This is a genomic window from Campylobacter bilis, assembly GCF_016806695.1.
Classification (GTDB): Bacteria; Campylobacterota; Campylobacteria; order Campylobacterales; family Campylobacteraceae; genus Campylobacter_D; species Campylobacter_D bilis.
The window spans coordinates 20,132-46,206 of sequence record NZ_WUED01000004.1 but is presented as its reverse complement, the minus strand read 5'-3'; the positions used below and the strand labels follow the sequence as shown (position 1 = coordinate 46,206).

Here is a 26,075-nt window from a genome sequence, read left to right as displayed (position 1 = left end):
TCTACTTCTGCATTGGCTAAAAGCCAAGTTTTTTAGTGATTTGACCTGTTCTTATCCTTCTTTGTTCTGCACGCGATAAAAGCTCATAAACTGGGGAATTTTTTTGGGCTTTAGCATAAATATAACTTTGTTTAAAAGCCCCACTCCCAAGATACACCACGCTTACTAAAAAGATACAAAGAAAAAGCAAATTAAAATAAAGCCCCATTTTACAAAGCCTTTTAAAAGACTTTGAAGCTTTTTGCCTTTTTTTAAAAAGTTTCTTCATAAATTTTTCCTTTTATAAAAACGGTTAATAAGATAAACACTCAATATATTAATAAATAAAGTGAGTATAAAAAGAACAAAACCCAAAGAAAAAGCACTTAAAGTCAAAGAACTATCAAAGGCCTGATCCCCGCTTAAAGCTTCTACTATTTTTACTGTGATAGTTGTCATGTCTTCTAAAAAATTCATACTTAAATTAGGACGCAAAGAAGCTGCCATTACTACTATCATGGTTTCACCTAAGGCTCTTGAAACCCCTAAAAGACAAGCTGCAAGTATACCTGGAAGTGTTCAAGTAAAATGACTGCAAAAACCACTTCTTTTTTAGTCATTGCCAAAGCATAAGCAGCATGGATCCTTTTTTGGCTTACAGCTTCAATACAATCTTGCGATAAAGAAGCCACTATAGGAACTATCATAATCCCCATAATAAGTCCTGCTCCTAAAGCACTTTGAAAACTAGCTTGCAAGCCTAATAAAGAAAAAACCATACTATACAAGGTGCTACAACTATAGCCGCAAAAAATCCAAAAACCACAGTAGGAATTGCAGCTATGATTTCTAGTATAGGCTTTAAGCAATTTTTTGATTTTTTAGACGCAAAAACACCCAAATATATAGCACACATCACACCCAAAGGCAAAGCACTTAGCATAGCGATTAAAGAAATATAAAAAGTTCCCCAAAAAAGCGATAAAGCACCAAAAACGCCTTGCTTGTACCATCTGCATTTACAAAAGCTGCATCTGCAGCCCATTCACTTGAAAATAAAAAGGTAATAATGCTTTCTTTTTGAAAAAATTTTAAAGCTTCAATTAAGATTGTAAACAAAATAGCAAAGCTCACCATAACACTCACAAAAGCACATAAAAAAAGTATAAATGAAATGATTTTTTCTTTTAATAAAATATTTCCTTTAAAAAGCTTTCCCAGCTTTTACCCTATCATAAGTTAAAATTTTTCTCTCTTGTATATGCTTTTGAAAAGCTTTTAATTTCTCATCACTTAAAGGAATAAGTCCTATTTTTTCAAGCTCACCTCCATTTTTTGCCAAATCATCACTCATATAAATTTTTGCAAATTCAAAGGCTTGTTTAGGATTTTTCTTCGCATTAATATAGATAAATAAAGTTCTTGCAAGTTCGTATGTTTCATTAGCAATACTTTCTTTACTTGGCATGATACCATCAATACTAGCTGCATTGACTTTATCAAAATTACTCACCAAAAAACCATAGCCAAAAATTCCAAAAGCATCTTTATCCACACTTAATTTTGAAATGATTAAATTATCATTTTCCCCACTAGGAATGTAAACTCCATCTTGACGTATGGTTTTATACTCACCCTTATATTCAGGAATCTTTTTAGAAATATCACGCATGATAAGCTCTTCTATACTATCTCTAGTACCAGAACTTGAAGGAGGACCATAGATGCTGATTTTACGTTGAGGCAGGTTTTTATTAATTTGATGCCAATGGGTATTAAGGATTTAGCACAAGTTTTCCTTTTTGCGGAATTTCTTTTTCCAAAGCTAAAAAAAGCTCTTCTTTGGTAATGCTTAAAGGAATATTGGCTTTATTTTGTACTAAAACTATACCATCATAACCTATCATAACACCTACTATCTATATCTGTAATGCCTGCTTGATTGCAAGCTTGAAATTCACTAAGTTTCATAGGTCTTGAAGCATTAGAAATATCAGTGATTCCCTCACAAAAAACTTAAATCCACACCCTGTTCCTATACTCTCTACTATAGGAGTTTTCACATTTTTAATCAAAGCATATTCTTCAGCCACAAAAGCTGTGAAAGATATACTGTTGAAGATCCTGCGATCTTTAATTCTTCTGCATTTAAAACGCCCAAAAGGGTAAAACTTCCCATACTCAAAAATAAAAATTTTTTCATAATCTTCTCCTTTTTTAAAAAGCGATAGAAGTTTAAAAAACTTGGAAACATTTTAGAAACATCTCAAACAATAAAAATCTTAAAAATTGATTGATTTTAAAAAAAATAAATCCTCTAATATACGCAAGAATTCCATGGATTTGTTATAAAATGATTTAGAATTTTTAATTTTTAAATTTACAATTTTAGTTTATTTTTAACAAAATAATATATTATTACAAAGTATTTTAAAATTTAAAAAGGAGACAAAAAATGCTTTCTAAGGAAGTTATTACTTTACTCAATGAGCAAATAAATAAAGAAATGTATGCAGCAAACTTATATCTTAGTATGAGTTCTTGGTGCTATGAAAATAGTTTTGATGGTGCTGGATCCTTTTTATTTGCGCATGCAAGCGAAGAAAACGATCACGCAAAAAAACTTATCATTTATCTTAATGAAACAGACTCTCATGTAGAATTAAAAGAAGTAAAACAACCTCAACATCAATTTAAATCCTTACTTGATGTTTTTGAAAAAACTTACGAACACGAACAATCCATCACAAAATCTATCAACGCTTTAGTTGAACACATGCTAATACACAAAGACTATTCTACTTTCAATTTCTTACAATGGTACGTAAGCGAACAGCATGAAGAAGAAGCTCTTTTTCGTGGCATAGTAGACAAAATAAAACTCATTGGAGATCATGGTAATGGGCTTTATTTAGCTGATGAATACATTAAAAACATTGCATTAAATAAAAAATAATCTTTGCTCTTTATATAGGGCAAATTTCATTTGTGGATTTTAAAGCATGACTTATTTTTCTTTAGAATTTAGTATTTTAATGCTTGCTTTTTTTGCTATTTACTGGGCTTTTAAAAATCATTATAAAATACAAAATATTTTAATTTTGATTTTTTCTTATATCATTTATATTTTAATCAATCCCTATTTTGCTTTGGTTTTATTTATATATACTTTTTTTATACATTATTTTGCCTTGCTTATTTTTGTACGCAAAAAACGCTATATTTTCGCAACCTGCATGAGTTTTGTTATTTTAAATTTATGTTTTTTTAAATACTTTCCTAGTATTAAAGAAAGTTTAGATGAATTATTAAACTTTTTTGGCTTAGAATTTTTAAATATAGATTTAATGCTGCCTATAGGCATTAGCTTTTACACTTTTAGTTCTATTACCTATCTTGTAGAAGTTTATAAAAAACGCCATTTAGTAAGCTTTTTGAATTTAGCAAGCTTTTTATCCTTTTTTCCCACTCTACTTTCAGGACCTATTATGCGGAGTTCTTTTTTCTTTGAACAAGCCTTTAAAAAACGCCAATTCAAACACGCAGATTTAATCATTGTTTTATTGGTTTTTGGTATAGTAAAAAAAGTCCTTATCGCAAATTACTTAGGAATTTATGCTAAAAACATTTTAGATTTTCCTCAATCTTATAATTTCATACAACTACTTAGTGCCATTTATGCTTATACAGTACAAATATATTGTGATTTTAGTGGATATATAGACTTAGTTTGTGCTTTTGCTTTAATGTTAGGCTTTAACTTGCCGCCTAATTTTAATATGCCTTATCTTGCGAAAAATCTTAAAGACTTTTGGGCAAGATGGCACATTAGCCTTTCAACCTTCATAAGAGATTATATTTACATACCCTTAGGCGGAAATAAAAAAGGAATGCCTCGCACCATCTTTAACATACTCATTGCTTTTATACTCTCAGGAATGTGGCATGGAAATACGCTTTCTTTTGTGATTTGGGGTTTATTACACGGCTTTGGCATTGTTTTTATACATTTATTAGCTTTAAGCAAATTCAGTTTAGAAAAAATTCCTATCTTAGGAAGATTTTTAACCTTACAATTTATATGTTTTACTTGGATTTTCTTCTACTATAGTAAAAATTTAGACGATGCATTAGAGTATTTTAAAGCATGCTATGAGAATTTTTTCCAAATCCCAACTTATAATGATATTTACATGCTAATAGCTTTTGGCGTACTTTTTATGATCTATCCTTTATTTATCAATTTTAAAGATCATTGCATAAAAATTCTCAATCTCACTCCTTTGTTATTAAAGCCTTTTATCATAGCTTTTATTTTACTCTTGGTTTTTGCCTTTATGCCAGATGGGATTCCTGATTTTATTTATGCGAGTTTTTAAATGAGTGCAATACGATTTTTCTTTATTTTAATCACCATACTTTCTTTAATCATTATAGTAATGAATCAAAGCATTAGTTCTTATATAGAACAAAAATATCATTTTGCATTTTATCCCCATCATGATCTTTTAAAAGAAGCTAATGGCTTAAAAGTCAAATTAGAACAAATTCGTGCTATTTTAAGCAACAATCCCCCAAGTCAAATCCAAGAAGAAGAAAAACACGCAGAAGAAAACTCAAGCATAGAATCTAAAAACTTAAGCCTAAGTCTTTTAAGCCATGAGCAAAACAATAGCCTAATCAAAGAAGATTCCATTAACCTAACCCATGATACTAAATTAAATTTACAACATGGCGATGAATTTTTGTTTATAGGGGATTCTTTAATGCAAGGTGTCGCAGTAGCTTTAAATAAAGATTTTAGAAATTTAAATCTTAAACTTACTAATCTTAGCAAACAAAACACAGGGCTTTCTTATAAATCCTATTTTGACTGGTCAAAAGCTACCCATGAAGCCCTTAATAAAAACCCTAACATCAAATACCTTGTTGTACTTCTTGGGGCTAATGATCCTTGGGATATTAAAAAAGGAGGAAATTATCATCGCTTTGGTTCTGCTTCTTGGATTGAAATTTACACCAAGCGTGTAGAAGAAATCATAAAAATCGCCAAAAATCATAAAATCAAAATTTTTTGGTTTGAAATCCCTCCTGTAAAAAAAGAGGATTTAAACAAAAAAATCCAAATACTCAATAAAATCTACAGTGATGAACTTTTAAAAAATCAAGAGATTTTTATCAACACACGAACCTTTTTCAGTGTTAATGATAAATATTCAGCTTATATTAAAGATGAAAACAATAAAAGTATAAAAGTAAGAACCGATGATGGGATCCATTTCACACCGCGGGGTGCAAAAGAAATGTCTAAACTCTTATTAAATCATATAAAATTCAAGGAAGAAAATGCGAGTTCATAAACTTCAAATCCTTTTATTATCTTTTATCATTTTTAGTGGATCTTATGCAAAAAAATTAAATCCTGATCCCACAATAGAATCCATGATCAAGCAAAACAAACTCCCCTCTGCTTTAAGCAATTATGCATCCAGAAAAGACCTTAAAATTTTAGAAAAAAAACTCAAACATAAAAAAAACTTAGGCATTAGAATCTATGGAGATTCTCATATGGCGGCTGATTTTTTTCCGCGTATTATAAGAATGAATTTAATCCCTTCAAATTCCATAGGCTTTAGCTACCCTTTACAACCTAAATACCAACAAAATCTCAATCTTAAATATTCTTATGAAAATTTTGAAATTCTTAATTCAAAAAACCCCACCAACACGCAGCACAATTTCCCTCTAGGCGGAATCATAGCAAAGGCTAAAACCAAAGGCGCAAAAATCAAACTAGACACAAGTTCAGATAAAAAAGCCTTTAAAGTAGGATTCTTATTTAAAGCTAAGCAAGACACAAACGCCTTTAGCATCAAAGACGCTAAAAACAAAAACTATGAGTTAAGAACACCAAAAATCAATCAATGGTCCTATAAAGAACTCTTTGTTGATTTTCCTTTGCAAATTTCAGCCTTACAGCAAAATGCCGAACTTGGCGGATATTTCATCACTAATAAAAACGACAATATTTTTCTAGACACCGTCGCTATTAACGGAGCTAAAAGCGATCTTTGGCTTTCATGGGATCAAGCAGTAGTGCAAAAACAATTACAAATTTTACACAATGATCTTATCATCCTTGCTTATGGATCTAATGACGTGCTTTTTAAAGGCTTTCAAAAGCAAGAATTTAAAAATAAGCTAAAAAAATGGATAAAAATTCTAAAAAGCTATAATAAAAATGCCATCATCCTTCTCATTTCTCCCCCGCTTGTAGTACAAAAACAAGGCAAAAATTACAAAATAGCACCTGATTTTTTCACTATACGCAAAGCACTTTATGAAATAGCTAAAGAAGAAAAAACCCTTCTTTTTGACATGTACCAATTCATGCAAGATAGCGGCGGGAAAAACCGGTGGATAGAACAAAAACTCTCATTAAACGATGTACATCTTAGCGTCAAAGGCTATGAGTTAATGGCTAGAAAAATGCTTCAAGATTTAAAAAAAATCCTAGCTTATTGATTTTTAAAACCTTTTTAATTTTTTATCCTAACAAACCCTGATTTAAGAATTTAAAAATTCCAAAGCCATCATAGCATCTGCTTGCATCAATACTTTTAAATTTTCATCATCCCAGCAAAAATAAGGGCTATGATGTAAAACAGGCTTATTTAAATCTTTTGAAATTCCTACAAAAACATAAGCCCCCATTCTCTCTTGCGTCAAAAAAGCAAAATCTTCAGCACCCATATCAGGCTTTGACTGAGTAATAATACGCTCCTCTCCTAAGATCTTAGCAAAGGCTTTTCTAGCTATTAAAGCCGCTTTTTCATCATTGATTAAAGGAGGGAATTCTTGAGTATAGCTTAGTTTATAATCGCCTCCATTAGATTTTGCTGTGGCTAAAGCCACTTGCTCTAAAGAATCTTTTAAAATATTTTGAGTCTTATCGTTTAAAAAACGCACAGTCCCTTTTAAACAAGCCTTAGCGGGGATAACATTATAAGTCGTACCTGCATTAATTTGCCCCACAGTAATCACCCCAGCTTCATAAGGAGCTAAACGTCTAGAAACAACACTTTGTATGTTATTGATAAATTGTGATGCCATGATTATAGGATCTATACATGTATGCGGATGGGCTCCATGCCCTCCTCTACCTATAAATTCTAAGTCAAAAATATCACTTCCCACCATCATTTCACCGCTTACAATTTGTGCAGTATTTTCAAGCAAAGCTCCCCACAAATGGCAGCCAAAAACAGCATCAACATGAGGATTTTCAAGCACCCCAGAATCTATCATAGGTTTAGCACCCCCACTGCCTTCTTCTGCGGGCTGAAACATGAACTTAATCACTCCGCAAAACTCCTCCCTAAGTTCGTTTAACACCAAAGCCGCTCCTAAAAGTCCCGCCGTATGCCCATCATGCCCACACGCATGCATCTTGCCTTCAATCTTTGAAGCATAATCAACTTGGGTTTTTTCTTGCACAGGTAAAGCATCCATATCCGCTCTTAAAAGAACACATCGTGGCTTTTGCGAACTTGTTTTTTTACCTTCTATAATCGCTAAAATACCTGTTTTAGCGATATTTTTTTGATATTTAATACCAAATTCATCTAGGATTTCACACACTAAATGGGCTGTATTTTCTTCTTCAAATTCAAGCTCAGGATGCATATGAATTTGATGCCTTAAACGGACAATTTTATCATAATATTTTAGCGTCAATTTTTCAACCAGTTTTAACATTATTTCCCTCATCTTAATATCTATAAGTTTTATAAAATCATATATGGCTTTGATTATACATTAATTTTTATATTTTGAGTAAAAATACTTTAAAAATTTGATCTATTATGAGTATAAAGGCCACATTTTTCATCAATGGGTTTTAAAAACATTTTTACTTAGAAGGATTTTTAACTCTTATACTAAAACATACAAAGCAAAATTTACTATAATCAATTATAATTACACCCATACAAAAAACTTTAGGAAATTCATGCGTTTTATCATTGCAATTTTATTAAGCTTTAGCTTGGCTTTTGCCTCTATATTATCTTTAAGTGAAGCCTTTAATGTAAAATCAAACTCCTATAATAGCTCTGTTTCTATAGACATTGATCTTGGAAAAGACATTTATCTTTATACTAATACATTAAAACTTTATATCAATGATAAAGATATAAGTGCTTTAATCAATCTGCCTCAAAGCTATCAAAATGGCAAAGAAAAGGTTTATTATCATAAAGTCAATTTAGCCTTGCCCAATTTACTTTTAGAACGCTTTGCAAAAAACCCTACTAATTTAATCAAACTCCAGTTTCAAGGCTGCTCTGAACAAGGCTTATGCTACAATCCCCAAACTTGGTATTTTAATCTTAATCACCAAAACAATGCCTTTACAATCTCTCAACCTTATAAAATGCAAAAAGCAAATGCAAAAACTAATACCATTTCAGAAGAAAATTCCATAGCTAATTTCCTAGCCACTAGTAATCTTTTTTGGATTTTATTAAGCTTTTTTGGCTATGGACTTTTACTCTCTCTTACACCTTGTGTTTTGCCTATGATTCCTATTTTATCCTCTCTTATCGTAGCAAAAACTAAAAGCAACACTTCTAAAAAACACAGTTTTTTCCTTTCTTTTATTTATGTGTTTTTCATGTCTTTAGCCTATGCTATTGCTGGAGTTATAGCAAGCTTTGTAGGTGCAAGCTTGCAAGGAATTTTACAAAAACCTCTTGTTTTAATTATCTTTGCCTTAATTTTCATAATTTTTGCTTTAGCTATGTTTAGCGTCTTTCGTTTTGAACTACCCTTAAAACTCCAAAACTTCTTACACAAAAAAAGCGAAAAAGGCAAGGGACTTTTAGGTATAGCCATTATGGGATTTTTATCCGCTTTAATAGTAGGGCCTTGCGTAGCTGCTCCTTTAGCAGGTGCTTTAATTTATATAGCTGATACAGGCAATATTTTACTAGGTGCTAGCGCACTTTTTATCATGAGTTTTGGCATGGGAGTGCCTTTACTTTTCATAGGTCTGGGCTTAGGATTTTTAAAACCTGATCTTTGGATGCAAAAGATTAAAATTTTCTTTGGTTTTTTGATGTTAGCCATGGCCATTTGGATACTTTCTAGAATAATTGAAAATAATTATATTTTAATAGCTTATGGGATTTTAGGGGTATTTTTTAGCGTATTTATGGGGATCTTTGAAAAAAGTTTTACTCCAATATCTAAAATTAAAAAAAGCATTTTAATCCTTGTTATAACTTGTTCTTTAAGCCTTTTTCTAGCAGGACTTTTAAATACTTTTAATTTTTTAAATCCTTTTGAACTCAATCCCAACTCCCAATCAAAAGCTACACTAAACTATACTTATATCAATAAGCTTGATTTATTAAAACAAGAAATAAAAACAAGCACAAAGCCTCTCATGCTTAACTTCACAGCTTCTTGGTGTGAAAACTGCAAACTTTTAGATAAATTAACTTTTAGTAATGAAAAAGTCATAGAAAAAATGCAAAATTATAAGCTTATCAAAGTAGATTTAAGCCAAAACAATGATGAAGAACTTAAAATCATGAAAGAATTCCATGTTTTTGGTCCTCCTGTTTTGATTTTCTTTGAAGAGGGCAAAGAAAAATTAAAAATTACAGGTTTTATTAATGCTAATGATTTATTAGAAAAATTAGAACAATAAAACAAAAAAACTATACTATTTTAAATATAATCATTTTAAGTCTTTTTTCACTAGGCTTAATTTGATCCTTTAAATATTAGAAATTTTAATTTTAAAAAACCGCCTTATTAAAAACTTCAAAGCATTTTTTTAAAATCATATCTTTGTAGCATGCTAACATTACCCAAAATTCCTCCTTGGTGTATATAAAGCAAGGGATTTTCCCATTGTTTTTCTAAAACTAAACTTAAACCTAAAACATCATAAAGCAAATCAAACTCTATTCCTAGTTCCTGTTTTAAATCCTTATATAAGTTATAAAATTCTTTATAAGGTTTAGCAAAATGGTATTTTTTACTGCTTTTTAAAAATTCCAAATTAGAAAAATCATAATCTTGCATCAGGGTTAAAATCTGTTGTTTTAAATGCTTAATGTCACCCACACAAGCACAAGTAAAGACTTTAAATTGAGAATATTTTGCCAAAAAAGCCGCAGAAGTACCTGTACCCGAAGGCAAAAAAATATCAAATTTCAGCTTTAAATCCTCACTTTGCCTTTGAATTTCCTCGGCAAGTTCTTTATAGCCTTCTTGAGCTTGAAAATTAGCAATGCCTTGTTCTATAAAAACATCGCCTTTTTTACATAAAGATAAGGCAAATTGCCTTAAAGGCAAAAAACCTGGATTTTCTACTAATTTTACCCCATTATGCAAAGCCAAAGCATAGTTCCCACAAGGATTAAGTTTAAGAAAGTCAGGAATTTTTTCACAAACAAAAACAAGCTTATAAGATCTTTGCCTAATAAAAATACTCAAAGCCCCCAAAGCATTGCTTTGACTCCCTCCATAACTCACAAAACATTGATTTTTAGGATATTTTTGACGCAGATAAAATGCAAGTTTTCTGGCTTTATTTCCATTAATCTCTCCTAATAAATCATCACGCTTTACATAAAATTCAAATCCTCTAAAATTAAGCTTTTGTATAGGACTTATATGATTAATAAAATTCAAAGAATTTTTCTATATCTTTTAAAGCATTATCATTTTTAATGCTGAATTTAATCTCTATACGACGACTTTTATCCTTATCTTCAATCCCATTGACAATCACAGGATCTGAAAAAGATCTCCCGCTTGCCATTAAAAGCTTTTGAAGCTCTTCATTCTTATAAAAAGTATAGATAAAATTCATCACCTCATACGCTCGTTTTTGAGACAAATCTAGATTGTAAATATAAGATCCATCACTATCAGTGTGTCCTTCAATGATAATATTATCAATATTAGAAAGAATTTTAGGATCTTTGAAAATAGCATCAAAATACTCGCTTAAAATTTTCCTTAAACTTGCCTTTGCTTCGTTTTTTAAAATATAAGAATCTTTATCAAAAAGCACTTCAGAAGGCAAAGAAATAGAACCTGTTTTTTCATTTACACTAATATTGCCTTCAAGCTTATTTTGCAATTCTTTGCTTAAATTTTCACGCATCAAGCTAAGGTTTTGCACTTTTAGCTTAATTTTTTGAAAATCTTCTTCTAGCTTTTTAATCTCTTCTTCCTTTTTTTCTAATTGTCCAAGCAAAATAAGAATTTGCTTATCCTTAGAATCAAGAGTAGAATTTAAATCTTTGCTAAGACGCTGGTAATTTATGATATTAGCTTCTAATTCTGCTTTTTGAGAATTTGCAAGGCTTAAAGCACTAAAAGCATTATTTAAATCATGGCTTAATTTAAAAACTATGGCTTCTTTGTCTTTAAGCTCTTCTTTGTTTTCTTTTAAACGAAGTTCTTGTTTGCTAAGATTGTCTTTGATTTCTCGCAAATCGCTTTGAGTTAAAACATATTTAACAACAATAGCCCCTATTAACAAAACAAAGACGAAAAATAAACCAGCCATTAAATCCGCATAAACTATCCAAAAATTACTATCCTCTTTTGACTCATATTTCATTTATTTTCTTTATCTTCATTTTCTAAATCATCTTGCTTTAAATCCTCAAGATCTTCTTCGTTTTCATATCTTTCTTTACCAAATTTAATCATCATTTGATTGGTTTCTTCATCAAGGGCTTGGATTTCTTTTTTAAGCTCATCCATCATTTTAATCTTAGCATCAATACTTTTTTCTTCTTCATACACTTCTTTGAATTTATGCATACCTTCAAACAAACTAGTTTTAAAACCTTCAAAGACTTTTTCTTGGGTTTGTATCATGGCTTGTTCATAAAGTTCAAAATTCTTGCTAAAGCGCTCTACTTTTTCATCAAAAGCACTCAAAGTTTTATCAAAATGATGGATCTTATCACTACTAATATCTAATAAACGATTGTATTGCTCAGACATTCTTGTATTGATTTCTTTTAAATTTTGATTTAATAAAGCTACACCATTTAGCATTTCGCTATAAAGTTTTCCAAGATCTCTTTGATCCCTTTGGGCCTTGCTTAATTCTCCCATGGCTTGCTTAATATGCTCACTACTTAATCTTATAGCTTTTTCTTCTATATTTAACATATCTTGAAAAATCCCAAATTTTCTATCAATAGCATGGTCAAGTTCAGCTAAAAAATCCTCATTGCTCACCTGTTTAAAAATCGCACTAATTTTTTCAAAATGCTGCAAACTCTCGCTTAAATACCTCTGATCTAATTCTTCTTTAGTCCAGAAAAAACCACTGGTTGAATTCCTTTGACGATTTAATAAACGATCAATCTTACTTTGACCCAATTTTTCAAAAAATATCCACCAAAGTGCTAATACAATTCCATAAATTGAAACATAAAAAGCAGTGCCCACCCCACTTAACAAATCAGCAATTTCTTGCTCTAAAGCTAAAATATTATTAGAATTAAAATGAGGCATTGAAAAAGCTATACTTATAAAAGTTCCTAAAATTCCCATCATAGGGAATATAGCAGAACCTATACTAGCAAAATTTTCATTTCTAGCATCTTTAAGGTATGCACAAGCAAAATCATCAAAATTCGCATTAGATTTTGTATCTTTTCCAATAGAAAGAAAATGCTTCATAATATATCTTTTTAATGCTTGTTTAAACTCATCTTTTTGCTGTTCAAAAATATTATAAGCATACTCTGCACTGTGTCTAGCAAAAATCAATGCAATCAAAAAAATCACTCCAATTAAAACAAGAGTATGAAGCTCAACCTTAAAATCAATCACATGAAAATATCCTAGCAAAACTAAAATATAAACAAAAGCGGGAATAAAAATGATTTTTAAATAAACTAAAGAACCTTTAACATCCTTGCCTTCAGGTAATACAAGCTCTGAAATTGCATCTGATTTCATATCCCTCACCCCAATTAATTTTATTTTAAGATTATTACTCAAATGTAAAAATTTTAAAATAAATACAAAAACAAAGTCTAAAGACTTAGTTTTTGTTTATACAATTTAAATCTTCAAAAGCGATTTGAAGACGTTTTATCATACTTTCTTGGCCATTTCTTAACCAAACACGCGGATCATAATATTTTTTATTTGGTTTATCATCGCCTTGCGGATTTCCAATTTGTCCTTGCAAATAAGCACGATTTTTAAGCTCATATTCACGCACTCCATCCCAAAAAGCCCATTGAGTATCTGTATCAATATTCATCTTAATAACACCATAACTCAATGCTTCTTTAATGTCTTTTAACTCACTCCCACTGCCACCATGGAAGACAAAATTGACAGGATTATGAGTTTGTAAAGAAAATTTTTCTTTGACAAATTCTTGGGAATTTTTTAAAATTTCAGGCTGCAAGCTTACATTGCCTGGTTTATAAACCCCATGAACATTTCCAAAGCTCGCTGCAATAGAAAATTTATCGCTTATTTTCCCAAGTCTTTCATAAGCAAGTGCCACATCCTGTGGCTGGGTATAAAGTCTAGAATTATCAATACTGGTATTATCTACCCCATCTTCTTCTCCCCCTGTACAACCAAGCTCAATTTCAAGTGCTATGGCCAAAGCATCAAGCTTTTTAAGATAAAGTTCACAGGTGCTAAGATTTTCTTCTAAACTCTCTTCACTAAGATCTATCATATGAGAACTAAACAAAGCCCGTCCATAAATCTTTTTATGCTCAGCATTAGCCTCAATAAGTCCATCAATCCAAGGCAAAAGCTTTCTAGCAGCATGATCAGTATGCAAAATCACAGGCACACCATAAGCCTTAGCCAACAAATGCACATGTCTAGCCCCGCTAATGGCACCTAAAACATCCCCATTAGGACAATTTTTTCCTGCATAAAACTGTGCCCCTCCATTAGAAAACTGGATAATAACAGGAGAATTAACTTTTTTCGCAGCTTCTAAAACCGCATTAATGGAATCTGTACCGACAACATTAACAGCAGGAATAGCAAAACCTTCTTCTTTGGCATAAGCATAGACTTTATTTAACTCATCGCCACTAAGCACTCCTGCTTTTACAAGGTCTAAAACACCCATTATTTATATTCCACTTTAGCGTTATTTAATAATTCTTGGCCTTTATTATTCATCACTTTTTTAAATTCTTCAAATTTAAGGCCATTTTCAATACCCTGTTTTACCTCATCAAATTTGATTTGACTTTTAGCTTGTGAATTTTCTTTTAATATCACATGATAACCAAAGTTCGTTTTTACCGGAGTGGTAGTAATAGTGCCATTTTTAAGTGCAAAAGCCGCATCTGTAAAAGGCTTCACCATAGTTGATTGATCAAACCAACCAAGTTCTCCACCTTGATTTTTAGAACCTGGATCAAGGGATTTTTCTTCAGCAAGTTGACTGAATTTAGACTCTAACTCTTTACCTTTTAAACCTTTAAGTTCATTAATAATATCTGAAGCTTCTTTTTCTGTGCTAACTAAAATATGTTTTGCTTGCACTCTTGCAGGTTTGACATATTTATCTTTATTTTGTTCATAAAATGCTTTTACTTTAGCAGCATCAATTTTGATAGTATTAAGAATCTTTTCTTGATAAACATTAACAAGTATAGCTTCTTTGACACGATCAAGTTCTTTTTTATAAAGAGGATCTTTTTCTAAATTTTGTTTCTTTGCATCTTGGACAATCAAATCTTGCATAATGTATTGCTGGATGAGAGCTTTTTTTTGATTATCAGGCAAGGTTTTAAAATCCTGACCTCTAAGCACAGGCGCAAAAAACTCACTCACTTGTGTATCACTAATACTTTTGCCATTTACAGTGGCTACTGTAGCTGCATTTACATTTAAGGCTACACCGGCAATCAAAGCTGCTGCAACTAAAGAAAATTTATTCATAAGGCTTCCTTTAATAATAAAATATATATAAAATTGATTATATCTAAACTTGGTTTAAAGCTAATTAACTAAAATTAAAAAATGAAAAGAAATTTACAGATTAAAGAACTTTTTTTAAAACATTTTGGCGAAGCTACAACAGAATTGAAATTTTCAAATCTCTATGAGCTTTTAGTTTGCGTGATGCTTTCTGCTCAGTGCACCGACAAAAGAGTCAATCTCATCACTCCAGAACTTTTCAAAGCCTACCCTGATATTAAAACTCTTGCAAATGCTAATTTATCTAGCCTAAAAACCTATATTCAAAGCTGTTCTTTTTACAATAACAAGGCTCAAAATCTTATAAAAATGGCAAAAGCCGTTTGCCAAAACTTCAATGGCATTATCCCTTTAAATGAAGAGGATTTAAAATCTTTAGCTGGAGTAGGACAAAAAACCGCGCATGTAGTTTTAATAGAATGGTGTGGGGCTAATTTTATGGCAGTAGACACTCATGTTTTTCGTGTAGCACACCGCTTAGATCTTAGCAAGGCAAAAACCCCACAAGCCACAGAAGAAGATTTAACGCGTATATTTAAAGACAAGCTTAATTATCTTCATCAAGCCATGGTGCTTTTTGGACGCTACACCTGTAAGGCTAAAAAGCCTTTATGTAAAGAATGTTTTTTAAACCATCTTTGTAAAAGCAAGGATAAACTGTGAAAAAAACTCTTGCTTTATTTTTTCTTTTGTCTTTAAAAATTTTTGCCTTTGATGCTTATAAGCCTAGTAGTGATTTTTCTTCTTATTTTGATCTTAAACACTGTTCTGTAGTTTTAAATAAATTTTTTTATTTAAATTGTTATGATTATAAACTCAAAGGCACTAAGGCTATAGCTTACAAATTAGAGGCTAAAAACCTACAAACAAAACAAATCAAAAAACACCCCCGTTTTGAAGAAGACACAAATATCTCTAAAAAATACCGCAGCACATACAATGATTACAAAAATACCCCTTACACACGCGGGCATGTCGCACCCAATGGTTCTTTTAGCTTTAGCAAAGCTGCACAAAACTCAGTATTTTTAATGAGTAATATCACCCCACAAAATGCACAAATTAATAATAAAATTTGGAATAAAATCGAACAAAGAGAAAGAAATCTAGCCTTAAAATTTAAAAGTATTGAAGTTTTAAATCTAGTACTTTATAGCAAAAACCCCAAATATATCAAAAAACGCATTGCCATCCCAAGTGCTTATATTAAGATCATTAAAACCCCTTATTTTAAAGAATGTTACCAAGCCCCCAATCACGAAGTTCATAACGAAAACATCAAACACTATAAAATCAATTGCGATAAGTTCTAGGTACCTAATATGGAAATAAATGTTCTTACTATAACCATTCTTTATATCATAGGAATTTCTGCAGAAGGCATGACAGGGGCTTTAGCCGCTGGACGTCATAAAATGGATCTTTTTGGGGTAATTTTTATCGCACTAGTAACAGCTATAGGGGGTGGAAGCATACGAGATGTGCTTTTAGGCCATTATCCTCTAACTTGGGTAAAACACCCTGAATATATTATTTTAATCTGTTTTTGTGCCCTTGTAGCGACAAAAATCCCACGCATAGTTACCCAACTTGAAAGATTGTTTTTAACCCTTGATGCCATAGGACTTGTAGTTTTTAGCATACTAGGTGCTCAAATAGCCATAGATCAAAATCATGGCTTTATCATCGCTATAGCAGGTGCTGTTATTACAGGAGTTTTTGGAGGAATTTTAAGAGATATTTTATGTGCTAGAATTCCTTTAGTATTTCAAAAAGAAATTTATGCAGGAATTGCTATAATTGCAGGAGCAATTTATTATACACTTGTAATTTGGCTTGAGTTTAATACGCTAATTTGCACACTTGCAACCCTTTTTATAGGAGTAATTGCCAGACTTTTGGCTATTAAATACCAATGGTCTTTACCTATCTTTTCTTATAACGAAGAAAAATAATTTATTATTAATTTATTATTAATTTGCTAAGATATCAAAAAGCTAGGAGAATAAATAAATGCAAAAATTAGGTGTTTTTTATACAATTTTAACCCTTTTAACTATAACAGCCTGTGATAACAAAACAGAGCACTACTACAAAAGCCATCCCAATGAAGCCAAAGAAAAAGCAAAACAATGCAAAGAAAGTAACACTCTCAATCACGATTGTATTAATGCTTTTAAAATAGGCATCAAACCGACAAACGAACAAAGCAAATATAGCCCTAATATCCAAACCAAATTCAACAACAAAGCCTCAAGCAATCAAAATCAAAGTCTTAAAAAAGAAAGTCAAAGCTTTAAAAAAGACATCAACCAAAGTCTAGAAAATGAAGAAAACGCCATAACTCCCCCTATAGTGGAAATATTTTCTGAAATTTATCCTTCTAAAATCAAAGACAACAATCACAATTTTAACAACAACACCCATACCATACAGGAGAAACTACCATGAAAAAAGCCCTTTTATTAATTTTCATAAGCCTATTTTTCAACGCTTGTGAACAAACTAAGAGCGTAGAATACTACCAAAACCACCCCCAAGAAGCCAGAGAAAGAAGTCTAGAATGCAAAGAAAAAGCTATCATTTCTCAAGATTGTGTTAATGCCTATAAAATAGGTTTTCCAAAAGAGGATTTTGAAGATGAAAGCAAAATCAATCCTTAAAAGCTAAAAAAGTTTCAAAATTAACCCATTTAAAAATACTTTCTATCTTTTTAAAACCTGCTATTTCTAGCATAGCGATATTTTCTTTGTGGGTATAAGGGATTAATACATTTTCTAAAGCCTCCCTCTTAGCCGCGATTTCAAATTTAGAATAACCCTGTTTTTCCTTATAATGTGCATAAAGTTCAATGATATTTTTTGACAAAAAAGCATCCTCATAAAGGATCTTTTCACTCATGATGAAAATGCCTTGAGTATTTAAGCTCTCATAAATTTTATTAACAAGTTCTTGTCTTTTAGGTGGACGGATAAATTGCATAGTATAATGCGCTATAAAAGCATCATTTTTACAAAAATCAAACTCACATACATTGGCATTAAAAAATTCCATACTTAGCCCATAAGCTTGTATTTTTGATCTTGCTACCTCTAGCATAGAAACAGACTCATCCACCCCTATGAGTTTAAAATCTTTTCTTAAATTTGCTAAAAAAATCAAAAAATTTGCACTCGAACAGCCCAAATCACAAATACTCGCATCAAAAGGCAAAATTCTAGCAAGTAAATTCGCACAAAGTTCTAAATTTTCTCTATAAAAGGGCACAGAACGATTGATCATATCATCAAAAACACTCGCCACGCTTTTATCAAATTCAAATTGTTTTTTCGCACTTTCTTTAAAGAGTTCATCTTTCATCATTTTTCCTTAGCAATTTTTGTGCTTGTTTTATGTCTTTAGCAATTTGTTGTTTGAGTTTTTTTAAATCTTGAAATTTCTGATTCTCCCTAATAAAATCAACAAATTCAAGCTCTAAAACATCCCCTTGATTAAAACCATCTTCATAATTTTCTAAAATATGGCTTTCTATAGCAAAATTCCCATCACTTGATCTTATGCCTAAAAAACTCACACTTTTATAAATTTTATTTTTGCCTTTAAGCAAACTTGCATAAACCCCATGAAAAGGTAAAAAATAATCCTCACATTCTAAATTCACCGTAGCAAAAAGTGCTTTAGACCCAAGCCCTTGCCCTTTAACCACTTTAGCTTTAATACTATAATTTCTCCCTAAAAACTCTCTTGCTTTTTGCAAATTAGCCTTAGCTAAAAAATCCTTAATCAAACTCGCATGAACCCCTACCCCATCAATGCTAAACTTATCTACAATAAGAGTCTTTATAGAACTTAATGATTTGATGTCTGTTGCCCTATAAGCCTTATTTCTTCCAAAAGAAAAGTCATAGCCCACAACTATAAATTTCAAATGTATAAATTGCTTTTTTAAACAATCTAAAAATTCCTTACCTTCTAAAGATTTAATACTTTCAAAATCCACTTCTATAACAGGTTTTTTTGCAAGCTCTTTTTTTTGTTCATTAGAACAAAGCATTTTGCCCTTAAGCTTATTAATCACAAGCAAAGCTCCATTTTCATCTAAGGACTCTACAAGCTTTAAATGTCCTAAATGCATACCATCAAAACAACCCAATGCTAAGGAAGTAACATCATTTTTTGATATAGTAGTAAAAATATTCAACATTACCTTCTTTTCCTTTGATGCAAGATTCTTGCGTACTTTTTAAAATCCAAGCTAATTTAGTGCATTCTTTTTCAAACTCTGATCTAGCCTTTATGATGGCTTTATCATCTTTTAAAACTCCTCTTTTATCTCTTTTAGCATCTTTACCCACTTCAAATTGGGGTTTAAAAAGCAAAACAAGCTCTTTTAAAGCCAATTGATCAATATAAAAAAGCAAATTTTTAAGAGAAATAAAGCTCACATCACAAGTAATAAGATCGAATTTTTGCTCGCTCTTAAACGACCTTAAATCCGTATTTTCTAGTAAGATAATTTTTTCATTATTTCTTAAACTTGCATGCAATTGCTTAGCTCCTACATCCAAAGCAGTGACATTTAAAGCCTCATTTTCAAGCAAAATTTGCACAAAACCACCCGTACTACAACCTATATCCAAACATCTTTTACCTTTAATCTTAATCTCATTATCTTTAAGGAAAGTTTTTAATTTCAAAGCCGCTCTTGAAACATAAATTTCACTTAAAAGCTCTAAATTCAATTCTTTAGAAAAAATAATCGCATCATGGCTTAAATTTTGTATTTTTGTTAGCTTAGCTAAAAAATTTTTTATATTAAAAGAAGCTTTAAAATATCTATCATTGAGTAAAACTTCTTCATTTTCTATGAGTTCTAAAGCCTTATTTCTACTGATATTTAAACGTTTTGAAACAAAAAAATCATACCTCATCTTCAACTTTCATTGATTATTTTTTCTACATCTTATTTTCCTTAAGAAAGTGCTAAATACCTAAATTCTAAGGAATTTTTCTCAAAAAGCCCTTAGAATACTTTTATAATACCTTCCTAAACCATAAAAACAAAATCCCAAAAAAGCAAAAAAACTCAATAAAACCAAAAATCACTATTTTTTAATAAGTTCATTAAAAGCATTCTCATCTATACATACAACACCAAGCTCCCTAGCTTTGCTAAGCTTTGATCCTGCTTCTTGACCAAAAAGCACATAATCTGTTTTTTTAGAAACTGAAGCACTTAACTTGCCTCCAAGGCTTTCTATCAAAGCTTTAAATTCTTCTCTAGGCTGTGAAAGCGTACCCGTAATCACAAAGCTTTTCCCAAAAATCGCACTATTATCTTGTATCTTTGTTTTTTCTACTTTTAAATTTAAAAGTTTATAAAACTCATCAATCCTTATGCGATTAACCCGCGTAAACTCACAAAGACTCAAAGCCATCTGTTCTCCAAAACCTTCTAAATTCATATAAGCTTGAAAATCTTGCTTGTGCCATTGCAAGCCAAAGCTCATGCTTAATTTCTTAGCAGCAACTTCACCAATATGCTCAATACCCAAAGCCGTGATAAAACGAAAAAGCTCACATTCTTTTGCATTCTCAATAGCCTTTAAAAGATTATTAATTTTTTTTTCTTTAAAGCCTTCTAAACCCTCAAAATCACTGGATTTTAAATGAAAAACGCTTTCAAGCGTGGTGATTTTTTTATTTTGATACAAAAGCTCTACTATATTTTCACCAAGCCCGTCTATATTTAAGCATTTTTTAGAAACAAAATGGATCATAGAATTAACAAGCCTATCTTTACAGTCTATATTCTGGCATTTTATTAAAGTGCCCTCATCTAAAAGCTCACTTTGACAAGTAGGACAAAGCTTAGGACGCATAATGCTCAATTCCAAGCCATCACGACGATCTTTAAAGACCTTAGTGATCTTAGGTATCACATCCCCACTTCTTATCACACTTACAAAATCATTAATCCTCACATCCAATCTTGCAATTTCATCAAAATTATGCAAGCTTGCTGATCTTATTACAACCCCATCTAAATTCACCGCTTCTAAAATCGCCACAGGCGTGACAACTCCACTTCTTCCTACTTGTAAATTCACACCTATTAAACGCGTGGTTTTTTCAAGTGCAGGGAATTTAAAAGCCACCATAAACTTTGGAAATTTTACTGTATAACCAAGCTCATCACAAAGCCCAAGATCATCAACTCTTACCACCATTCCATCCATCATCATGGGCTTTTTTTCTCTTAAAGCTAAAAGCTCTTCATAAGCTTTTAAAACTTCATCCACATCCTTGCAAACCTTGATAAAATCATCCTTTAAAAAACCAAGCTCTCTAATAAAACCCATGGCTTGACTATGGGTAGTAAAATTTAAACTATTCTCCCCTATACCCCAAGGATAAAATTTCAAATTCCTATCCCTTGTAATGCTTGTATCAAGCTGTCTTAAACTCCCACTTGCAGCATTGCGAGGATTAGCAAACAAACTTTGGTTTAAACGTGCTCTTTTTTGATTGATTTTTTCAAAATCTTCTTTTAAAATAACCACCTCACCGCGAATTTCTATCCTTTCTTTATAGGAAATATTTTTAGGAATGCTATTGATTTCAAAAACATTAAGCGTGATATCCTCACCCACTTGACCATCACCCCTTGTAGTTCCACTAATTAATCTCCCCTCTTCATAAAGCAAATTTAAACTTGCCCCATCAAATTTAGGTTCTATAAAAAAATTTTTTTCATTTTTAATACGTTTCACCCATGCTCTTAACTCAGCCTCATTAAAAACATCCTCCATAGACCACATAGGCTTTAAATGTGAGAGTTTTTTAAACTCACTCTGTATAGTAGGCGCGACTTTTTGCGTGGGAGAGTCTTTGGCAATCTCATTTTCATTTTCCCTTTCAAAAGCCCTTAATTCTCTGATTAAAGCATCATATTCTTCATCGCTTGCTAAAGGTTCATCTTTTTCATAATACGCCCTCATCCACAAATTCGCCAAAGCCACTTTTTCTAAGTATTGCTCTTTTGTCATTTAAACTCCTATTTTATCCATAGCTTGCACTAAAGCAAAAAGCTGTTTGTGCTCGTATAAATCATGCACCCTTAAAATACTAGCCCCATTTTCAAAAGCCTTTAAATGCAAATACAAAGTCCCTGCCAAACGATCCTTAATCTCACTTTGAAAATACGCATTAATCACACTTTTACGACTCGCTCCTATAAGCAAGGGTTTATTAAATTGTAAAAAATGTTCTAAATGCTTGATTAAAATCATATTATGCTCAGCACTTTTTCCAAAACCTATGCCCACATCTAAAATACTTTCTTTAACCCCATATTGCTCTAAAAGCTCAAGCTTAGTTTTGAAAAACTCACTCATTTGATCAAGCACATCCTCATAATAAGGGTTATCTTGCATATTGCTAGGATTGTTTTGCATGTGCATTAAACAGTATTTTGCTTCATACTTGCTTGCAAGCTTAGCCAAATTTTCATTTCTTAAACTGCTTATATCATTAATAAGTTTAAAGCCTTTATTTAAAGCATATTCTAAACAATACTCATCAAAACTATCCAAACTAAAAATAGCTTTTTCATAGTAATGTTTTTCATAAATCCTATCAAGCACATTTTTAAGCCTTTTAAACTCCTCTTGCTTGCCACAATACTCACTCCCAGGCCTTGAACTAACCGCTCCTATATCAATATACTCAGGATTTAAAGCCAAAATTTCATTAAGCCTTGCTTCAAATTCATACTCACTCACGCGACTTTTTGGATTAAAACTGTCTTCATTGATATTCATAACCGCCATTAATTGTGCTTTTTGAGGTTTTAAGAAGTCCTTTTGTAAAAAAGAAGCCAAGGCTTTAAGCCCAAAATCTTGAAGCTTTTCTTTAGCTATAAGTTTTTGCATTTGTTCTTTTGTCGCCATTAATAAAGCATTAGAATGCGTAATCTTAGCACTAATGACTTCTTTATGTGTGACAAGCTCTGCACCTACTCTTAAAGCATCTTGTTTTAAAATATTAGCCCCAGGCGTAGAAAGGTCTTTAATAAAAACAAAATGGATTTTTTCTTTTTGTGCCATGATCTTTTGCCCTATTTGATGAGGACTGATTAAAGAACAAAGCAAATTAAAATCAGTATGAGAATTAAGCTTAAAAAATTTCACTTTATTTCTTTAAATAATAATTTAATAAAAGCGTGGCTAAAAGCACCCCGCCTTTAGAATTAAGCCTAGCAAGTTCATAGCTTTCATAAAAAAACTCAAGCTCTTCAACGTTAAAATCTTTGTATTTAACGCATTCTTTAGCCAATAAAGCAATCTTATCTCTAAGCTCATTTTTATCTAAATTCTCATTTTCTTGTACAAAATCAAAAAGCATCTTTAAATCCATTTTTTTTAAATCCAAATCAAGGCTATTAGATTCTTTTTTAAATTTTCTTTTTTCGCAAATAAGCCTAGATTTCACAGTGGGCAAAAGCGAATTTTTAGAAGGCACAACCAAAAGGAATTTAATATTTTTTGGAGGTTCTTCAAGAAGCTTAAGCAAAAAATTTTGTGCTTCAATCCTAAAAGAATGTGCCATTAAAACGATGATTTTTTCTTCTGTTTCGGCTATATAGCTTTCTTTTTCAACCCCTCTTGCATCTTCAAGTAAAAATTCATTTTGGGGCATGAAAAACCTTAAACGATTTCTGCCAAAACTTTCAATCATTTCTTCTTTAATGCCTTCAAAATCTTCACTAATAATAATCTTACTAATAAACAAAATTCACCCTAATTGCACTTTAGAAAACAAAATCGCATCCAAACTCACATCAAAAAGCTCATACAAACTAATGAGTTTGATATCTAAATGTTTATCTTTAGAATTAAGATAAAAGCTATCTTGCAATTGCTCATCAAAAAGCCATAATAAACTATCATCCTTTGACTTAGCGATCAAGGATTTAGGATCTGTGGCATTACCTATATAAAAATACACATAGCCCTTAGGAAATAACACATCAAGCAAATCATTAAGCAAAGCTATATCTTCACTACTTTGGATCTTTTTCTTGCACAAAGCATTTAAAGACACAAAAGGAAGCATAGGACGAGTAGCCTTAGCATTGATATTTTTTAAAAAATACTCTTCATACCAAGATCTTTGCTCATCACAAAGCAAAACAAAAGTATAGCCTTCTAAAAGATACCTAAGCCTTGCTGCCATTAAAGGCGCCCATTCTAAACGACGCGACTCCATCCAAGCCATAAAAGTCCCGCCATTGCGTATACTCTCAAGAGTAAAGCTTAAAAAATCACTCATTTATCAAGCCCATAGCACTCATGCAATGCCCTAACTGCTAATTCCCCATACTTTTCATGAACTATCATAGAAATTTTAATTTCACTAGTAGAAATCATTCCTATATTAATCCCCTCATCTGCTAAAGCCTTAAAAGCCTTAGCAGCGACACCTGAATGTGATTTCATCCCCACACCTACTATGGATACTTTTACCACAGCATTATCGCTTTCTATAGTTGTTTTAGAATTTAAAATTTTTTGCATGGCATTTTTAGCCAAATCTAACTCATTTTGAGGAACCGTAAAGCCCAAATTCGTAGCCCCATCTACACCGACATTTTGTATGATCATATCCACATTGATATTCTCACTTGCTAATACAGCAAAAATTTCAGCCGCAATGCCAGGTCTGTCTTCAACATTTCTTAAAGTTACTCTTGCTTGATTTTTATCCAAAGCAATCCCACTAACTAAAGCTTGTTCCATTCCATCTTCCTTTGTTATCATTGTACCTTCATTATTATTAAAACTGCTTCGAGTGACTAAATTAACATTTAATTTTTTTGCAAGCTCTACAGAACGATTTTGCAAGACTTTAGCACCCAAACTTGCAAGCTCTAACATCTCTTCATAAGAAATTTTATCCAATTTTTTTGCCTTAGGCTCAATCCTAGGATCAGTTGTATAAACCCCATCAACATCAGTATAAATTTCACACAAATCCGCATCCAAAGCCCCAGCAAGTGCCACAGCACTAAGATCACTTCCCCCACGCCCTAAAGTCGTCACATCCCCTTGTTCATCAACTCCTTGAAAACCTGCTATAACGACAATTTTGCCCTTTTGAAGCTCTGTTTTTATCGCTTTCGTATCAATATAATGAATCCTTGCTTTTGTAAACATACTATCAGTAACAATACCCGCTTTCCTCCCAGAAAAAGACACAGCCAAATATCCCTTTTCATTTAAGGCTATAGATAATAAAGCACTACTCACGCGCTCTCCACTACTTAAAAGCATATCCATATCCTTAGCATTAGGATTTTTACTAAAATATTGAGCTTGTTCTATAAGAGTATTGGTTACTCCACTCATTGCAGATACGACAACAACGACTTTATTGCCTTCTTTTACGCTTTGGATGACTCTATTAGCCACCGCTTCTATGCGATCAAGGGTTCCAACGCTTGTCCCACCATATTTTTGAACTATAAGCATCTTTAGATATAACCTTTCTCTTCAAAATATTTAATCACTTTTATATAAATATTTTTTTTGAAATGATTAATCATTTCAAAAATTTGTTCAACACTTACAAATTGATAATCATCAAATTCAGGATGCTTAGTACGGATATTGATTTTAGCACCCTGTTTTAAACGCACTAAAAAATACTTTTGAATCTGTCCATCATAAGGATACATTTTTTTTGCAATCTTAACAGGAAAATTATAACTCAACCACTCAGGATACTCAGCGATAATCTCTACCTCATCAGTGCCTATTTCTTCTTTTAGCTCTCGTAATAAAGCCTTAACAATACTTTCGCCCTTATCAATGCCCCCTTGTGGAAATTGCCAAATATTATACATATCATTTCTTTTAGCTATAAAAATTTTACATTCTAAAGGATAGGAACTAGATAAAATAATAGCTGCAACATTGAGTCTATAATTTTTCTTCTTTTGCACAATATTTTTCCTTGATTTTAACGCTTTATTTTAACCTAAATCAAATCAAATTTTCATTAAAATATTTCAAATT

26 protein-coding genes and 2 pseudogenes are annotated in these 26,075 nt (G+C 31.5%); 10 read left to right on the top strand and 18 right to left on the bottom strand.

The annotated features are described in order from the left end of the window. Positions 1 to 16 precede the first annotated feature (16 nt). The 3 genes and pseudogenes from GRQ01_RS02595 to GRQ01_RS02585 all read right to left on the bottom strand — a co-directional run bounded on the left by GRQ01_RS02595 (position 17) and on the right by GRQ01_RS02585 (position 2,182). A complete protein-coding gene (locus tag GRQ01_RS02595; protein ID WP_193699211.1) occupies positions 17 to 268 on the bottom strand; it encodes a DUF3333 domain-containing protein in 252 nt (83 codons plus the stop codon). Further along, positions 265 to 1,116, bottom strand: a pseudogene (gene pstC / locus GRQ01_RS02590) (phosphate ABC transporter permease subunit PstC). Before pstC ends, GRQ01_RS02595 begins: the two are co-directional and overlap by 4 nt. Positions 1,117 to 1,183: 67 nt before the next feature. Then, positions 1,184 to 2,182 (bottom strand): annotated as a pseudogene (locus tag GRQ01_RS02585) (substrate-binding domain-containing protein). Between the two features lie 252 nt (positions 2,183 to 2,434). On the opposite strand from GRQ01_RS02585, the gene GRQ01_RS02580 reads away from it, so the two are divergent. From GRQ01_RS02580 to GRQ01_RS02565, 4 genes are read left to right on the top strand one after another with little or no spacing between them, the layout of a single operon-like run. Next, entirely contained in the window at positions 2,435 to 2,935 is a 501-nt protein-coding gene (locus GRQ01_RS02580) for a ferritin (RefSeq protein WP_158334287.1), read from the top strand. A gap of 46 nt (positions 2,936 to 2,981) precedes the next feature. Then, positions 2,982 to 4,358, top strand: a complete 1,377-nt coding sequence (locus GRQ01_RS02575; RefSeq protein ID WP_158334286.1) for an MBOAT family O-acyltransferase — start codon at positions 2,982 to 2,984, stop codon at positions 4,356 to 4,358. Continuing rightward, a complete protein-coding gene (locus tag GRQ01_RS02570) occupies positions 4,359 to 5,339 on the top strand; it encodes an SGNH/GDSL hydrolase family protein (RefSeq protein WP_158334285.1) in 981 nt (326 codons plus the stop codon). It abuts the gene before it with no gap. Continuing rightward, complete coding sequence (locus GRQ01_RS02565; RefSeq protein WP_158334284.1) at positions 5,326 to 6,504, top strand: GDSL-type esterase/lipase family protein; 1,179 nt, start codon at positions 5,326 to 5,328, stop codon at positions 6,502 to 6,504. Before GRQ01_RS02570 ends, GRQ01_RS02565 begins: the two co-directional genes overlap by 14 nt. Before the next feature lie 42 nt (positions 6,505 to 6,546). Here GRQ01_RS02565 and GRQ01_RS02560 read toward each other — a convergent pair whose 3' ends face one another. Then, positions 6,547 to 7,737, bottom strand: a complete 1,191-nt coding sequence (locus GRQ01_RS02560) for a M20 metallopeptidase family protein (protein WP_158334283.1) — start codon at positions 7,735 to 7,737, stop codon at positions 6,547 to 6,549. Between the two features lie 253 nt (positions 7,738 to 7,990). Here GRQ01_RS02560 and dsbD point away from each other — a divergent pair, with 253 nt between their 5' ends. Continuing rightward, positions 7,991 to 9,694, top strand: coding sequence for a protein-disulfide reductase DsbD (gene dsbD, locus GRQ01_RS02555; protein WP_158334282.1), 1,704 nt, complete (start codon positions 7,991 to 7,993; stop codon positions 9,692 to 9,694). A 116-nt stretch (positions 9,695 to 9,810) separates the two neighbouring features. Here the strand turns inward: dsbD and GRQ01_RS02550 are convergent, their stop codons facing one another. The 5 genes from GRQ01_RS02550 to GRQ01_RS02530 form a co-directional block, all read right to left on the bottom strand. After that, positions 9,811 to 10,686 carry a 1-aminocyclopropane-1-carboxylate deaminase/D-cysteine desulfhydrase gene (locus tag GRQ01_RS02550; RefSeq protein ID WP_158334281.1) on the bottom strand — a complete coding sequence of 292 codons (876 nt, stop codon included), beginning with the start codon at positions 10,684 to 10,686 and terminating at the stop codon, positions 9,811 to 9,813. Then, positions 10,673 to 11,626, bottom strand: coding sequence for an OmpA family protein (locus GRQ01_RS02545; RefSeq protein ID WP_158334280.1), 954 nt, complete (start codon positions 11,624 to 11,626; stop codon positions 10,673 to 10,675). Before GRQ01_RS02545 ends, GRQ01_RS02550 begins: the two co-directional genes overlap by 14 nt. Beyond that, positions 11,623 to 12,987, bottom strand: a complete 1,365-nt coding sequence (locus GRQ01_RS02540) for a MotA/TolQ/ExbB proton channel family protein (RefSeq protein ID WP_158334279.1) — start codon at positions 12,985 to 12,987, stop codon at positions 11,623 to 11,625. The genes GRQ01_RS02545 and GRQ01_RS02540 overlap by 4 nt, the downstream gene beginning before the upstream one ends. Before the next feature lie 85 nt (positions 12,988 to 13,072). Then, the gene (gene fbaA / locus GRQ01_RS02535; protein WP_158334278.1) at positions 13,073 to 14,137 is read right to left on the bottom strand and encodes a class II fructose-bisphosphate aldolase; all 1,065 of its coding nucleotides are present in this window, start codon (positions 14,135 to 14,137) and stop codon (positions 13,073 to 13,075) included. Beyond that, positions 14,137 to 14,958 (bottom strand): peptidylprolyl isomerase, encoded by an 822-nt coding sequence (locus GRQ01_RS02530; RefSeq protein ID WP_158334277.1) that lies wholly within the window; start codon positions 14,956 to 14,958, stop codon positions 14,137 to 14,139. The genes fbaA and GRQ01_RS02530 overlap by 1 nt, the downstream gene beginning before the upstream one ends. 81 nt (positions 14,959 to 15,039) lie before the next feature. Here GRQ01_RS02530 and nth point away from each other — a divergent pair, with 81 nt between their 5' ends. Genes nth through GRQ01_RS02505 form a run of 5 tightly spaced genes read left to right on the top strand, consistent with a single transcriptional unit; the run spans position 15,040 to position 17,660 of the window. Next, the gene (gene nth, locus GRQ01_RS02525) at positions 15,040 to 15,660 is read left to right on the top strand and encodes an endonuclease III (RefSeq protein ID WP_158334276.1); all 621 of its coding nucleotides are present in this window, start codon (positions 15,040 to 15,042) and stop codon (positions 15,658 to 15,660) included. Between the two features lie 26 nt (positions 15,661 to 15,686). Then, positions 15,687 to 16,310: a DNA/RNA non-specific endonuclease gene (locus GRQ01_RS02520; RefSeq protein WP_158334372.1), complete on the top strand. Its 624-nt coding sequence runs from the start codon at positions 15,687 to 15,689 to the stop codon at positions 16,308 to 16,310. A gap of 9 nt (positions 16,311 to 16,319) precedes the next feature. Continuing rightward, positions 16,320 to 16,952, top strand: coding sequence for a trimeric intracellular cation channel family protein (locus tag GRQ01_RS02515; RefSeq protein WP_158334275.1), 633 nt, complete (start codon positions 16,320 to 16,322; stop codon positions 16,950 to 16,952). Positions 16,953 to 17,010: 58 nt separating this feature from the next. Beyond that, entirely contained in the window at positions 17,011 to 17,448 is a 438-nt protein-coding gene (locus GRQ01_RS02510) for an EexN family lipoprotein (protein ID WP_158334274.1), read from the top strand. Beyond that, positions 17,445 to 17,660: an EexN family lipoprotein gene (locus GRQ01_RS02505; protein ID WP_158334273.1), complete on the top strand. Its 216-nt coding sequence runs from the start codon at positions 17,445 to 17,447 to the stop codon at positions 17,658 to 17,660. The genes GRQ01_RS02510 and GRQ01_RS02505 overlap by 4 nt, the downstream gene beginning before the upstream one ends. On the opposite strand, the gene cmoA is transcribed toward GRQ01_RS02505, so the two are convergent. The 9 genes from cmoA to GRQ01_RS02460 form a co-directional block, all read right to left on the bottom strand. Further along, positions 17,650 to 18,360 carry a carboxy-S-adenosyl-L-methionine synthase CmoA gene (gene cmoA / locus GRQ01_RS02500; protein WP_158334272.1) on the bottom strand — a complete coding sequence of 237 codons (711 nt, stop codon included), beginning with the start codon at positions 18,358 to 18,360 and terminating at the stop codon, positions 17,650 to 17,652. The two genes, GRQ01_RS02505 and cmoA, sit on opposite strands and share 11 nt — an antisense overlap. Then, the gene (locus GRQ01_RS02495; protein ID WP_158334271.1) at positions 18,347 to 19,201 is read right to left on the bottom strand and encodes a bifunctional riboflavin kinase/FAD synthetase; all 855 of its coding nucleotides are present in this window, start codon (positions 19,199 to 19,201) and stop codon (positions 18,347 to 18,349) included. The genes cmoA and GRQ01_RS02495 overlap by 14 nt, the downstream gene beginning before the upstream one ends. Continuing rightward, positions 19,167 to 19,928 carry a 23S rRNA (cytidine-2'-O)-methyltransferase TlyA gene (gene tlyA, locus GRQ01_RS02490; protein WP_158334270.1) on the bottom strand — a complete coding sequence of 254 codons (762 nt, stop codon included), beginning with the start codon at positions 19,926 to 19,928 and terminating at the stop codon, positions 19,167 to 19,169. The genes GRQ01_RS02495 and tlyA overlap by 35 nt, the downstream gene beginning before the upstream one ends. 174 nt (positions 19,929 to 20,102) lie before the next feature. Then, positions 20,103 to 22,046, bottom strand: a complete 1,944-nt coding sequence (gene ligA, locus GRQ01_RS02485; protein ID WP_158334269.1) for an NAD-dependent DNA ligase LigA — start codon at positions 22,044 to 22,046, stop codon at positions 20,103 to 20,105. Further along, the gene (gene folP / locus GRQ01_RS02480; protein ID WP_203121142.1) at positions 22,047 to 23,189 is read right to left on the bottom strand and encodes a dihydropteroate synthase; all 1,143 of its coding nucleotides are present in this window, start codon (positions 23,187 to 23,189) and stop codon (positions 22,047 to 22,049) included. Position 23,190: 1 nt separating this feature from the next. Further along, complete coding sequence (locus GRQ01_RS02475) at positions 23,191 to 23,790, bottom strand: DNA polymerase III subunit delta' (protein WP_158334268.1); 600 nt, start codon at positions 23,788 to 23,790, stop codon at positions 23,191 to 23,193. A gap of 3 nt (positions 23,791 to 23,793) precedes the next feature. Beyond that, on the bottom strand, positions 23,794 to 24,330 hold the full coding sequence (locus GRQ01_RS02470; protein WP_158334267.1) for a HobA family DNA replication regulator: 537 nt from the start codon (positions 24,328 to 24,330) through the stop codon (positions 23,794 to 23,796). Continuing rightward, entirely contained in the window at positions 24,327 to 25,529 is a 1,203-nt protein-coding gene (locus GRQ01_RS02465) for an aspartate kinase (RefSeq protein WP_158334266.1), read from the bottom strand. Before GRQ01_RS02465 ends, GRQ01_RS02470 begins: the two co-directional genes overlap by 4 nt. Positions 25,530 to 25,531: 2 nt before the next feature. Beyond that, entirely contained in the window at positions 25,532 to 26,002 is a 471-nt protein-coding gene (locus GRQ01_RS02460; protein WP_203121139.1) for an RNA pyrophosphohydrolase, read from the bottom strand. Between the last annotated feature and the right edge of the window lie 73 nt (positions 26,003 to 26,075).